The sequence below is a fragment of the Gymnodinialimonas sp. 202GB13-11 genome (assembly GCF_040932485.1).
Taxonomy (GTDB): Bacteria; Pseudomonadota; Alphaproteobacteria; order Rhodobacterales; family Rhodobacteraceae; genus Gymnodinialimonas; species Gymnodinialimonas hymeniacidonis.
In genome coordinates this window covers 2,866,916-2,879,498 of sequence record NZ_JBFRBH010000001.1, presented here as the reverse complement: position 1 = coordinate 2,879,498, position 12,583 = coordinate 2,866,916, and the positions used below count along the sequence as shown (strand labels likewise).

Below are 12,583 nucleotides of genomic sequence, written 5' to 3'. Positions count from 1 at the left end.
GTCTTGCCGCGCATCTGAAATGCGGAGCGCCGCCCTTGTGGGGCGGCGTTTCGTCTTGTTCTGGTAGGCCGCCTGGGTCCCACTCCATGACCACCGTAGGGCCTATCAGATCGGCCAGTCGAACCCGGTTGCGTCTTGCGACACATCCCAAAGCCGAGACATGACGTCCTTGTCGTAGGCGTGGGGTTGCAAGGTGCCTTTGCCGACGGGGCCCACGGCTTCCATCCGACCTGTGGGGCCGTAGAGCGCGCGTTGTTCTAGGCCGCTTTCGGTGGCGCACATAACCTCAGGAAACGCACCTTGTTCGGCGGTCTGGACCATGGGCGTTTTCGTGGCGAGCCACCAGATCATCCGGGTGAAGATGCTGCCGCTGGTGGAGATCAGCGACGTCGCGGAGGAGCCGGGGTGGCAGACATAGACCTCGACCGATTTACCAGCCTCTGCGATGCGATCCTGAAGCTCATAGGCGAACATCATCTGGGCAAGTTTGGATTGGCTGTAGACCGGATTGGCGCTGTAATTCTTATCCCAATTCATGTCGTCGAACTGGATCGTGCGGATCCCCATGCGATAGCCGAGGCTCGCCACGACGACGATCCGCCCCTGCGCTTCGTCGATCCGGTCGAATAGCATTCCGCACAGAACAAAGTGGCCGTAATGGTTGGTGCCGAGTTGGCTTTCGAAGCCATCGACGGTCAGTTTTTGCGTCGGGACTTGCGCAATGGCGGCGTTGCAGATCAGCGCGTCGATCCGGGGAACGGACGCGAGCACTTCGGCCCCGGCGGCGCGCACGCTGGAGAGGTCGGACAGGTCCATACGAATGAAGCTTACCTCTGCGTCGGGGCCGTACTCGGCCTTCAGATCGGCGATGGCGGCTTCGGACTTTTCAGCAGAGCGATTGAGCATGACGACCTTGGCGCCCTTCGACAGAAGGATGCGGGCGGCCTGAAAGCCCGCGCCCGCATTGGCACCGGTGATCAGGTACGTCTTCCCGGCGAGGGAGGTGAGGCGGTCTGGGGTCCAGCCGTTCGGGCCGAATTGGGTGTCTGGCATGGGTCGGGTCCTGATGCAGAGCGTCGTGATGTCGTGTTCGGTATGTAGATAAATCTCACCCTGAATGAAAAATAGCCAAAATTGTATTGAATACTTGTCTAATCGTCTCGCTTGGCTTGAAGGGAGCAGTTCTGCGTTGTAGGCATGCTGCATGTCACAGGAGCAGATCAGGCAAATTATTGAGGCTCGGGTGGATCAGGATGGGCTGACCGAAACCCGTGTGCCCGGCGTCAAACTGTTCCGCGCGACGGAGCCTTTGCCGTGCGCGCCTGCGGTCTATGAGCCGTGTATCGTGGCCATTGTGAGCGGGTCGAAAGAGGCGGTGCTGGATGGCCAGCGCTACGTTTACGACAGCGCCCAATATCTGTGCTGTCCCACGTCATTGCCGGTGAAGGCGGGAACCCCCGCGGCATCTTCTGACAATCCCCTGTTCGGTGTGTTTGTCACGCTCGACCAGCGGATCATGGGGGAGTTGGCGATGGATATGGAGAATGCCGGAGCGTCTTTCGGCCCCGATCCATCGGGCCAGTCCGCGCGTGGTATCAAGTTGGCACAGTGGGACGAAGCTTTCGCAGACACATTGCTGCGTCTTGTGCAGGCCAGCGAGGCGGAGGTGGAGGCGGCCGTGTTGGGGCCGCTCCGCTTGCGGGAATTCTACTACGCGGTCCTGAGGGGGGAGGCGGGCCAGTTTGCGCGGCACGCCTTTGGGGCGGGCAATGCGATTGCGCGATCCATCGCTCACGTTGCCGCGCATTTGGAGGCGCCCATTTCCATCGACGAGATGGCCGACCGAGCGGGCATGAGCCGGGCGGTGTTTCATCGAAAGTTCAAGCAGGTCACGACGATGTCGCCGATCCAGTTCGTGAAATCCATGCGGTTGGGCAATGCGGCGATGCGGATTGCCGGGGGCGTCGCGGTGAGCGAGGCGGCGCTGGATGTGGGCTATGCCAGTGCGTCGCAATTCAGCCGTGAGTTCAAGCGGATGTACGGCCAGTCGCCGCGCCAATGGAGTGACGCACAGGGTGCGGCCTAGCGGTCAGTGATCGAGGTATTCGACCGTGATCGCATCGCCTTTGGGCACGGCTTGGCAGGATAGCACCACGCCGCGCGCCACTTCGTAATCTTCAAGCGCGTGGTTGGTGATCATGTCAGCCTCACCCTCTTGGACTGTGCACATGCAGGTGGAGCAGACCCCGGCTTTGCAGGCATATGGCGCGTCAAGGCCTGCGCGCAGGGCGGCCTCCAGCACGGTTTCGCCCGGCGTCATGTCGATCTCTTGCGCCGTGCCGTCGAGGATGATGGTGGCCTTCGCGCCGGTGGCTGTTTCGTCGGCGATGGCGCGTTGCGGGAGTTGGCCGGGTTGGGCGCTGGCGAACAGTTCGTACTTGATCGCGTCTTTGGCCATACCGTGGCCTTGCAGGCTGGCGGCAATGGTCTCCATCGCCGGTTCCGGGCCACAGATGAAGGCGGCGTCCGCAGTGGCGACGGGCACCCATGTTTTGAACATCACGTCGAGTTTTTCGGCGTTGATCCGACCGGTAAACAGGTCGATGCCTTGCGGGTCATTCTTGAGGATATGGACGATATTGAGGCGCGTGAGATGCTCGTTTTTGAGGTCCTCAAGCTCCTCGCGGAACATCACGTCTCGGGCGGAGCGATTGGCGTAGATGAGGGTGAAGCGAGAGTTCGGCTCTATCGCGAGGACGGAGCGCAGGATCGACAGGACGGGCGTGATACCGGAGCCGATTGCAAAGCCGAGATAGTGTTTGGCGTGGTCCGGTTGGAGGGGCGTGTGGAAAGCCCCCATGGGTGAGAGCGCCTCGATTGTATCGCCGGGTTTGAGAGAGTCATGCGCCCAGTTGGAAAAGGCCCCGCCTTTGACACGCTTGATGCCGACTTCGAGGATTTCGTCGGTGACGCCCGCGCTGATGGAATAGGCGCGGCGCAGTTCGGTGCCGTCGATGACCTGCCGGAAGGTCAGATATTGGCCTTGCGTGAACGGCAGGGTGGATCCGTCAGCGGGCTTTAGGCGCACCGCGATGGCGTCGGCGGTGGTGCGATGGATGGAGATGACGGTGAGGGGGATGAATTTGGCCATTCAGATGCACTTGAAATAGTCGAAAGGCTCAAGGCAATCGCGGCATTGCCATTGCGCCTTGCAAGGGGTGGAGCCGAATTGGCTGATCCGCTTGAGGTTTTCGGATTGGCAGCGCGGGCAGCGGGTCGGGCCGCCTGCGGGGTTCGGGGGGGCGATGCCGTAGGTTTCTAGCTTGGCGCGGCCTTTGTCAGACAGCCAAGCGGTGGTCCAGGGCGGGGCAATCTGGCGTTTAAGCGTCAGGGTTTCGACGCCGTGGTCACGCAGGGCAGCATCGACAGAAAGTTCAATGACGGAAGTCGCGGGGCAGCCGGAATAGGTGGGTGTCAGCGTGACTTCGAGGGTATCATCCTGCCACTGCACGTCGCGGATGATGCCAAGGTCAACGACGGAGATCACGGGGATTTCCGGGTCGGGGACTTGGTCGAGCCAATCCCAGACCTGCGCGGTGGATGGCTTTACCATGTGGCGCCGGGGTAGGCGCGCTGGAGCCATTGCATTTCCGTCAGCATGTGTCCGAGATGTTCGGAGTGTCGCGCGCCGGTGCGGCCGCCTTTGTGGGCGAAACGGCTGTCGGGCAAGGTCAGCGTGGCCTCGGCCATGGTCGCCGCCAGGCCCGCGTCATACGCACTCCGCAGGCTGGCAGGGTCGAAGTGCGCGGCGCTGTCGGTGGCATCGGTTTCGAATAGCTCACCAATATAGGGGTAAAGCAGATCGAGCGCGGATTGCATGCGCGCATGGCTTTCCGGAGTGCCGTCGCCAAGGCCCACGATCAACTCCGCGGAGCGTTCGCAGTGGTAGGTGACCTCTTTGGCGGCCTTCGCGGCGATGGCTGCGATCTGGTTGTTGGGGTTTTGGGCAAGAGCGGTGAGGGCCAGCAGATGCCATTGATCGAAGAGGTATTGCCGCATGATCGTCTGGCCGAAATCGCCGTTGGGTTGCTCGACCAGCAGACAGCAGCGAAAATCCCAGGCATCGCGCAGCATGGCGAGATCATCTGCTGTGCGACTTTTGCCTTCGACCTCTCCCGCAAGGCCGAGCCACATCTGCGTCTGGCCGATCAGATCAAGCGCCGTGTTGGCCAGCGCGATGTCCTCTTCCAGCACCGGACCCTTGCCGCACCATTCAGACAGGTGATGCCCCAGAACAAGGGTGTTGTCGCCCAACCGCAGGAGGAATTCGAAAACGTCGTCGCTCACATCGGCCCCACTTCTTTGGGGATGTCGAAGAAGGTGGGGTGGCGGTAAGTCTTGTCCTCCGCCGGGTCGTACATCGGCCCCTTCTTGGAGGGGCTGGAGGCGGCGATTTGTGCGGAGGGCACGGCCCAAATGCTGACGCCTTCCTTGCGACGTGTGTAGACATCGCGCGCATGTTTGATTGCCATCTCGGCGTCTGGCGCATGGAGTGATCCCACATGGCGATGCGACGCGCCATGCTGGCCACGGATGAAGATTTCCCACAGGGGCCATTCTTGCTGATCGGTCATTGCGCAGCCTCCAAAACCTTTGCGCGGAATGGTTGCGGGGCAAGGTGTTCCCAGCCGAACGCGGTTTCCGACGGCCCGTGGGTGTCGAGGTGGTCGAGCCTATCCAGTGCCTCGGTTAAACTGGGCTGCGTGCCTGGCGCGACCCACCACATCGCGACACCCATTCGGTCAAGCATATCGAACCAGGCATGGCGCTTGTCGAAGAAGCGGCGATGCAGGGTGCCGAATACGAAGCGGTCAAGCTGTTCGACCGTTTCCCATACCGAGATGGTTGCAATCATCCGCGCGTCCCCTTGAATAGGGCCCGATGTTTCGGCCTCATTGCGCCAGACAAAGCCCTCTGCCCGTTCTGCAAGCGCGTTGATGCGTGCGATGTTGTCGGCAAATTCCGACACACGCGGGTCGTCGATATCATGCTTGAGGCGCGCGATGTTGATCTCGGCGAGGTGCATCACTCTGCGGCCACCTTGGCGGCACGCTTCTTCGCTGCGTGCGCCATCAGCCCCTCGCGCACCCATTGGCCATCGTCCCACGCCTTTTTGCGGGTGGCGATGCGGTCCACGGAGCACGGTCCATTGCCCTTAAGTACCTCGAAGAACTCGTCCCAATCGGGCTCGGCGAAATCGTAGCCGCCCTTCTCCTCATTCCAGGCAAGCGTGTCGTCGGGCACGGTCAGCCCAAGATATTCGGCCTGCGGCACGGTCTGATCGACGAATTTCTGGCGCAGCTCGTCGTTGGAATTCATCTTAATCTTCCACGCCATGGACTGCGCGGAATGCGTGCTTTCCGCATCGGACGGACCGAACATCATCAGCGCCGGGAACCAGAAACGGTTGAGCGCGTCTTGCGCCATTTGCTTTTGCGCGGGCGTGCCGGAGCACATCTTCATCATGATGTCGAAGCCCTGCCGCTGGTGGAAACTCTCTTCCTTGCAGATCCGGATCATTGCGCGGGCATAGGGGCCGAAAGAGGTGCGTTGCAGCGGCACCTGATTCATGATCGCTGCCCCATCGACGAGCCAGCCGACTGCGCCCATATCGGCCCAAGTCAGTGTGGGATAGGCGAAGATCGAGGAGTATTTCATGCGGCCGTCGAGCAGCATTTCCGTCATCTCATCACGGCTGACGCCAAGGGTTTCGGCGGCGCAATAGAGATAGAGGCCATGCCCCGCCTCGTCCTGCACTTTGGCGAGAAGGATCGCCTTACGCTCCAACGAAGGTGCGCGGGTGATCCAGTTCCCTTCAGGCAGCTGGCCCACAATCTCTGAATGGGCATGCTGGCCGATCTGGCGGATCAGGGTCTTGCGATAGCCTTCGGGCATCCAGTCCTTCGGCTCGATTTTCTCACCCGCATCGATGCGGGCCTGAAACGCCGCGAGCTTCTCGGGGTCGTCACTGGTCGCTTCGGACTTGATCATTTGAGCATACATGGCGGGCCTCCCATTCGCGGTCATGTTGTATCAGATCAGGTTTGCCCGGTCCAACAAAATGTTACACACATGGCGCGACAGTAAGAAAACGGTAACGCAATTCGTTTTGTCTTCCATGTGCCTGGAATATCCTGGGGGGTGCGGGGGGGGCTCGATCGGCGCGGCACAGGCCGGGACGATCCGGTTATGCTCGATTATCCACCAAGCGTCGCGCCTTGCCCTGAGAGCGCTCAACCGTGCCCGGATCGGCTACGATCACTTCTGCGGTGACGCCGACGACTTCCTTGATTCGATGCGCCAACGTGGCGGCTTGAACGGCCTTTGCTTCACCGTCGCCATGCTCTGGCAGGCTTTCGACATGCACCTTCATCGCATCCATCTGGCCCGCTTTGACCAGCTCGATCTGGTAGTAGGGGGCGAGGCCGTCGACCGTCAGCACTTGTTCCTCGATCTGGGAGGGGAAGACGTTCACGCCGCGGAGAATGATCATGTCGTCGGACCGCCCGGTGATCTTTTCCATCCGCCGCATGGACCGCGCTGTGCCGGGCAGAAGGCGGGTCAGATCGCGGGTGCGGTAGCGAATGATGGGCATGCCTTCTTTGGTCAGTGTGGTGAAGACCAATTCGCCCATTTCGCCGTCGGGCAGAACTTCGCCGGTCTGCGGGTCGATGATCTCCGGGTAAAAATTGTCTTCCCAGATGTGCAGCCCGTCTTTGGTTTCCACGCATTCATTGGCGACGCCGGGACCCATGACCTCGGACAGGCCATAGATATCGACGGCATGCATGTCGAAGGCGGCTTCGACCTCAGCGCGCATCTTGTTGGTCCAAGGCTCCGCCCCGAAGATGCCGACCTCAAGACTGCATGCGCGCGGGTCGAGGCCTTGGCGGTGATACTCTTCCAGAATGTTCAGCATGTAGGAGGGCGTCACCATGATCGTGGTGGGCCGAAAATCTTCTATAAGAGTAACTTGTCGCGCCGTCATGCCACCAGAGACGGGCACCACTGTGCATCCCAGTGCTTCACCGCCGTAATGGGCGCCAAGGCCGCCGGTGAAAAGGCCATAGCCATAGGCGTTGTGGATCATGTCGCCGGGACGCGTGCCGGAGGCGCGCATGGAGCGGGCCACCATGTTGCCCCACATCTTGATATCGCCTTGCGTGTAACCCACGACCGTCGGCTTGCCAGTGGTTCCGGAGGAGGCATGGATGCGCACGATCTGCTCGCGCGGGACGGCGAACATGTCGAAAGGGTAATTGTCGCGCAGGTCGGATTTGACCGTGAAGGGGAACTTCGACAGGTCCGACAGGCTTTGCAGGTCGTCAGGGTGGACGCCCTTCGCGTCGAATTGCGCGCGGTAGAAAGGGACGTTGTCGTAAGCGTGTCTAAGGGACCATTTGAGGCGTTCGAGTTGCAGCGCTGCGATTTCGTCGCGGGAGGCGATTTCGATCGGATCGAGCGTATCGCGGGGTGGGGTGAGGTCTTTCATGTCTCTTCCTCGAAAAGCTGGCCGCCGATGGCGCGCGAGGCGCCGCGGAATTCTGCGACGACAACGCCGTCCTGATTGGTGACGGTGACATCGGTGATGCCAGACCGCCCGGATTGCGTGATCTCGCGCGCGTCGGCTTTCAGCGTATCGCCAAGGCGGACGGGCGCAAGAAAGCTGATGCTGTTGTGCTGGGCGACGGTGACGACGTTGCGAGAATTGCAGGCAAAGGCGAAAGCGCTGTCTGCCAGCATAAAGGTAACGCCGCCATGACCGATGCCGTGACCGTTGCAGTGGTTCTCAACGATCTGCAGGGTAAGGATTGCGCGGCCTTCGTCGATTTCGACTATCTGCATGCCGACCCAAGCGGACGCGCGATCGCCTTTCCACATCGCTTCCGCGCTGCGCTCAGCACGTTCTTTCGGGGTCATTCGCGAGTCCTCCCAAACTCCCTATTGCGTCACCCTGCCGCATCGCGCAAAGTGTTACAAGATTTTTCGGGAGGGGAAAATCATGCAACGCATTGGAAGCTACGCGAAGGGTGTCTGGGTTGCGGCCGGGGCCGGTGCGCGGCCAATTGCGGATGCGGCGACGGGCGAGGTGATTGCCGAGGCGGGCAATGACACGCTCGATGTGGCGGGCATTGTGGCCTATGCGCGTGAATTTGGCGGGCCTGCGTTGCGCAAGATGGATTTCCACGACCGGGCGCGGATGCTGAAGGCGCTGGCGCTGCATCTGAATGCGCACAAACAGAAGCTGTATGACCTGTCGTTCACGACCGGCGCGACGCAGAGGGATCACGCATTCGATATCGACGGCGGGATTGGGACGTTGTTCGTCTTCGCCTCCAAGGGGCGGCGGGAGATGCCGGAGGGGCATGTGCTGGTTGATGGCGCGTGGGAGCCTTTGGGCAAGACCGGCGCGTTCGGCGGGCAGCATATCTACACGCCGCGTCTGGGCGTCGCGTTCCACATCAATGCGTTCAACTTCCCGGTCTGGGGGATGTTGGAGAAGATCGCGCCTGCGTTTCTGGCAGGTGTGCCGTCTATCGTGAAACCGGCCACAGCGACGGCGCATGTGACAGAGCTATGCGTGCGGCTGATGCTGGAGGCTGGCGTTCTGCCGGACGGTGCGCTGCAATTGGTGACGGGCGGCGTTGGAGAGGGTTTGAGCGTGTTGGGCCCGCAGGACGCGGTGACGTTTACTGGCTCGGCGGCGACGGCGGCGGTTGTGGCGGATGGGCTGCCGCGCGGCGTGCCGTTCACGGCGGAGCAGGATTCGCTGAATTCCAGCATTCTGGGGCCGGATGTGACGGTGGAGAGCCCGGAGTTCGAGATCGCCGCACGCGAAATTCTACGCGAGATGACGACCAAGGCGGGGCAGAAGTGCACGGCGATCCGGCGGGTGATGGTGCCCCAGCCCCTCCTACAGCCGCTCGTTGATCGGCTGTCCTCGCAGCTGTCCAAGGTTGTGGTCGGCGATCCGCGGGATCGCGAGACGAACATGGGGCCGTTGGTGTCCATGTCCCAGCAGCAGGATGTGCGCGAGAAGATGGCGCGGATCAACCGCGAGGCGGAGTTGGTGTTTGAAGGCGAGATTGGCGGCGACACGGAAAACGGCGCGTATCTTTGCCCGATGCTGTTTCACTGCGCTGACCCCGATGCGGCAACGCTCGTCCATGAGACGGAGGCATTTGGGCCGGTCTCGACCCTGATGCCCTATCGTGATTTGGGCCACGCCTGCGCGCTTGCGAACCGGGGGGAGGGGTCGCTTGTGGCTTCACTCATCACGCATTCGGGTGAGGTGGCGCGTGAGGTTGTAACCGGTGTCGGCGCATGGCACGGGCGCGTCTACGTGAACAACCGCGACAGCGCGAAGGAGGCCACGGGCCACGGCGCGCCGATGCCGCATCTGACCCACGGCGGGCCGGGGCGCGCCGGCGGCGGGGAGGAGCTTGGCGGTATCCGCGCGGTAAAGCATTACATGCAGCGCGTGGCGGTGCAGGGCTCGCCTGATATTCTGAGCGCAGTCACGGGGCGGTTTGTGCCGGGCGGGACGAAACACGCGGCGGTAGAGCATCCGTTTCAGATGCGGTTCGGGGGTCTGGAGGTCGGGCGAACGCTAGAGACCGAGGCGCGGGAGATCAAACTCGACGATATCGAGCATTTCGCGCATTTCACCGGCGACACGTTCTACGCGCACATGGATGAAGATGCGGCCAAGCGGAACCCGTTCTTTCCGGGGCGCGTGGCCCATGGTTACCTGATCCTGAGCTTTGCGGCGGGGCTGTTCGTGGAGCCGAACGAGGGGCCGGTGCTGGCCAATACCGGGTTGGACAGCTTGCGGTTCCTGAAGCCCGTCAGCCCGGGGGACTCGATCCGGGTGCATTTGACTGTGATGGATAAGAAGTCGCGCAATGAGGAATACGGTGAGGTCCGGTGGCACGCGGATGTGCGCAATCAGGATGATGAGGCCGTCGCTGAATATGAGTTGCTGACGATGGTGGCGAAATGAATGTGACGCAGCTTCACGCAGGCGACCCCGTGGCAGACTTGGCCAGTGCTTTGTCCGAGGCCAGCCCGCTGAAACTGTGGTCTGTGATCGTGTCGTGCCTTGGCGATTGTGCGCAGGCGGGGCAGGGGGAGGTCTCAGGGCTGGTCCTGTCGGCCTTGGTCGAGCGGATCGGATTGCAGCCACAAGCGATGCGTGTGGCGTTGCACCGGCTCAAGCGCGACGGGTGGGTCGATAGCCGCCGCGAAGGGCGCGTGGGGTTCCACAGGCTGACGGACAGCGCAAAGGCGCAGACGCGCGCTGTGGCGGACCGCGTTTATGGAGACGCCGCTGAAGGCGCGCCGTGCCGCTTGGTGGGCTTCCCGCCGGATGCGCCCGACGCACTGACGCTGTTGCCGGAGGCCCTGTCTGCTGTGCCAATCTCTCGCAGTTTCGCGCTCGTTTGCGGGGCTGAGGTGGACTTGCCGGAGGAATGGCTGGTCGCTGTTCCAGAGAACCGTGACTGGCCCGCATGGGTGCGTGCGGCGCTGGATGAGGCGGCATGTGAGGCGGAGTTTGCAGCGCTGTCTGCGACGTTGCCCGGTGACGATGACCTGCCGAACGATCCGCTCGACCGGTTCGCTTTGCGGGTGCTGGTTCTGCACGGCTGGCGGCGGTTGGTGTTGCGGTCCAACCCGGCGGCGGAGGCCGCGTTGGGGGCGGGCCGCGCAGAGGTTGCGTGCCGGGCCCGGGTTGCAGACTTGCTTGACGCCCTCGGCCCGGCGCTCCCCGATCAGGTGCTGTCTTGAGCGGTTGCGGGCAGAACCATGGGCGCACGGGCGGCGTCGTTGCCGACTTTGGCGACCTCGGCGGCGAGGCGGACGAATTCGGTGCGCTCAGCTTCTGTCAGGCCCGGAAGGATGTCGTCTTGCAGCGCGCGGACTTCAGGCGTGATGGCATCCAGCAAGGCCGCGCCCGCGTCGGTCAGTTCGAGGATCATGGCGCGGCGATCTTTTTCGTTCCGGCGGCGGGTGAGCAGGCCTTTGGCCTCCAACCGCTCCACCACACCGCCAATGGTCGGGCGATCATGGGCGATCATTCCGGCCAGTGTGGCCTGATCGATGCCGGGCGAGTTCGACAGGACCGCAAGGGTCGCAAACTGTGGCGCGGTGAGGTCGTGGCCGAGCGCTTTCATGCGGTCGGTGAAGACGCTGATCGAGATTTGTTGCAAACGCCGTATCAGATGGCCGGGCATCGTGTAGATTTCAGACATGTTGGTGATTCTATCGCCCAAGGCTCGGCGGGCCAAGACAGATGATAAGCGCGCTTTCTTTTTGGGCCGCAGAGCAAAGGGATAGGGCAGAGCAATCGAATATGGTGACAGACGACAATAGTTATGCATCATATCTATCTAAGGGAGGCCGGGTGTGACCGGCCCCGACACAGACATGGGGCAAACCCATGCTTCAACGAGTTTTTAGGGAGGAAGATACATGAAAACCAAAACCCTCATGACGGCGCTTGGCACAGTTGCCGCGGGCGCGATGGCCGCCACAGGCGCATTTGCGCAGGCGGAGGTGACGCTGAAGCTCCACCAGTTTCTGCCCGCGCAGGCCAACGTCCCCGCGCTGGTTCTGGATGTCTGGGCCGATCAGGTCGAAGAAGCATCCGGCGGTCGGATCGAGATCGAGCGCTATCCCTCGATGCAATTGGGCGGCGCCCCGCCAGAGTTGATGGATCAGGCGATTGACGGCGTGGCCGATATCGTCTGGACCGTGGTCGGCTACACGCCGGGCCGCTTCCCGTCGACGGAAGTGTTCGAACTGCCGTTCATGGTCGCCGATGCGCGCGCCGCGTCCTGCGCCTACTGGACGATGTATGAAGAGGGCATGCAGGAAGAGTTCTCGGACGTGCACCTGCTTGGCACATGGGTCCACGGCCCCGGCATGTTCCACACGGCGGATCCGGTTGAGACGCCCGAAGACCTGCAGGGCATGCAGATTCGCGGTGGTTCGCGTCTTGTGAACCAGTTGCTGGAACTGACCGGTGCAACGCCAGTTGGTATGCCTGTGCCTGCGGTGCCTGAGGGCCTGTCGCGCGGCACGATCGACGGCACGACGATCCCGTGGGAAGTGACGGCGGCGCTGCGCGTGCCGGAACTGGTCGAGAACCATACCGGGTTTGAAGGCAACGGCCTTTACACGCTGACCTTTGTGCTGGCGATGAACAACGACGCCTACAACAACATGCCGGAAGATCTGCAGCAGATCCTCGACGAAAACTCGGGCCTCGAGTTCTCGGTCTTCGCAGGCGGCACGCAGGCCGATGCCGATGGTCCGGCGCGTGAACTGGCCGTGGAAGCGGGCAACAACATCATCATGATTGATGAGGCAACCGCACAGGAAGTGTGGATGCCGGTTGTTGAGCCGATCTACCAGAGCTGGATCGACGACGTGGCGGGCAGCGGGCTGGACGGCCAGGCGCTGATCGACCGCGCGCGTGAGCTGATGGACGGCGACTGCGCCCAGTAAGCCAAACGAGGGG

At 62.2% G+C, this 12,583-nt stretch carries 14 protein-coding genes; 4 read left to right on the top strand and 10 right to left on the bottom strand.

Features of this window, described 5'->3' with window-relative positions; translation table 11 throughout:
- Positions 1–105: 105 nt before the first annotated feature.
- On the bottom strand, positions 106–1,053 hold the full coding sequence (locus V8J81_RS14585) for an SDR family oxidoreductase (RefSeq protein ID WP_368476480.1): 948 nt from the start codon (positions 1,051–1,053) through the stop codon (positions 106–108).
- A 151-nt stretch (positions 1,054–1,204) separates the two neighbouring features.
- Here V8J81_RS14585 and V8J81_RS14580 point away from each other — a divergent pair, with 151 nt between their 5' ends.
- A complete protein-coding gene (locus V8J81_RS14580; RefSeq protein ID WP_368476479.1) occupies positions 1,205–2,086 on the top strand; it encodes an AraC family transcriptional regulator in 882 nt (293 codons plus the stop codon).
- Positions 2,087–2,089: 3 nt separating this feature from the next.
- Here the strand turns inward: V8J81_RS14580 and V8J81_RS14575 are convergent, their stop codons facing one another.
- The 8 genes from V8J81_RS14575 to paaI form a co-directional block, all read right to left on the bottom strand.
- The gene (locus V8J81_RS14575; protein WP_368476478.1) at positions 2,090–3,151 is read right to left on the bottom strand and encodes a 2Fe-2S iron-sulfur cluster-binding protein; all 1,062 of its coding nucleotides are present in this window, start codon (positions 3,149–3,151) and stop codon (positions 2,090–2,092) included.
- On the bottom strand, positions 3,152–3,613 hold the full coding sequence (gene paaD / locus V8J81_RS14570; RefSeq protein ID WP_368476477.1) for a 1,2-phenylacetyl-CoA epoxidase subunit PaaD: 462 nt from the start codon (positions 3,611–3,613) through the stop codon (positions 3,152–3,154).
- Positions 3,607–4,347 carry a 1,2-phenylacetyl-CoA epoxidase subunit PaaC gene (gene paaC, locus V8J81_RS14565; RefSeq protein WP_368476476.1) on the bottom strand — a complete coding sequence of 247 codons (741 nt, stop codon included), beginning with the start codon at positions 4,345–4,347 and terminating at the stop codon, positions 3,607–3,609. The genes paaD and paaC overlap by 7 nt, the downstream gene beginning before the upstream one ends.
- Complete coding sequence (gene paaB, locus V8J81_RS14560) at positions 4,344–4,634, bottom strand: 1,2-phenylacetyl-CoA epoxidase subunit PaaB (RefSeq protein ID WP_368476475.1); 291 nt, start codon at positions 4,632–4,634, stop codon at positions 4,344–4,346. The genes paaC and paaB overlap by 4 nt, the downstream gene beginning before the upstream one ends.
- The gene (locus V8J81_RS14555; protein WP_368477654.1) at positions 4,631–5,086 is read right to left on the bottom strand and encodes a DUF3291 domain-containing protein; all 456 of its coding nucleotides are present in this window, start codon (positions 5,084–5,086) and stop codon (positions 4,631–4,633) included. Before V8J81_RS14555 ends, paaB begins: the two co-directional genes overlap by 4 nt.
- Positions 5,086–6,063, bottom strand: coding sequence for a 1,2-phenylacetyl-CoA epoxidase subunit PaaA (gene paaA / locus V8J81_RS14550; RefSeq protein WP_368476474.1), 978 nt, complete (start codon positions 6,061–6,063; stop codon positions 5,086–5,088). Before paaA ends, V8J81_RS14555 begins: the two co-directional genes overlap by 1 nt.
- 184 nt (positions 6,064–6,247) lie before the next feature.
- On the bottom strand, positions 6,248–7,552 hold the full coding sequence (gene paaK, locus V8J81_RS14545) for a phenylacetate--CoA ligase PaaK (protein WP_368476473.1): 1,305 nt from the start codon (positions 7,550–7,552) through the stop codon (positions 6,248–6,250).
- Entirely contained in the window at positions 7,549–7,980 is a 432-nt protein-coding gene (gene paaI, locus V8J81_RS14540) for a hydroxyphenylacetyl-CoA thioesterase PaaI (RefSeq protein ID WP_368476472.1), read from the bottom strand. Before paaI ends, paaK begins: the two co-directional genes overlap by 4 nt.
- 82 nt (positions 7,981–8,062) lie before the next feature.
- Here paaI and paaZ point away from each other — a divergent pair, with 82 nt between their 5' ends.
- Together paaZ and V8J81_RS14530 are read left to right on the top strand one after the other, a co-directional pair.
- Entirely contained in the window at positions 8,063–10,063 is a 2,001-nt protein-coding gene (paaZ, locus tag V8J81_RS14535; protein WP_368476471.1) for a phenylacetic acid degradation bifunctional protein PaaZ, read from the top strand.
- A 2-nt stretch (positions 10,064–10,065) separates the two neighbouring features.
- Positions 10,066–10,848 carry a hypothetical protein gene (locus V8J81_RS14530; RefSeq protein ID WP_368476470.1) on the top strand — a complete coding sequence of 261 codons (783 nt, stop codon included), beginning with the start codon at positions 10,066–10,068 and terminating at the stop codon, positions 10,846–10,848.
- On the opposite strand, the gene V8J81_RS14525 is transcribed toward V8J81_RS14530, so the two are convergent.
- Positions 10,833–11,312: a MarR family winged helix-turn-helix transcriptional regulator gene (locus V8J81_RS14525; protein WP_368476469.1), complete on the bottom strand. Its 480-nt coding sequence runs from the start codon at positions 11,310–11,312 to the stop codon at positions 10,833–10,835. The genes V8J81_RS14530 and V8J81_RS14525 overlap by 16 nt on opposite strands.
- Positions 11,313–11,532: 220 nt before the next feature.
- On the opposite strand from V8J81_RS14525, the gene V8J81_RS14520 reads away from it, so the two are divergent.
- Positions 11,533–12,570 (top strand): TRAP transporter substrate-binding protein, encoded by a 1,038-nt coding sequence (locus V8J81_RS14520; protein ID WP_368476468.1) that lies wholly within the window; start codon positions 11,533–11,535, stop codon positions 12,568–12,570.
- Positions 12,571–12,583 lie beyond the last annotated feature (13 nt).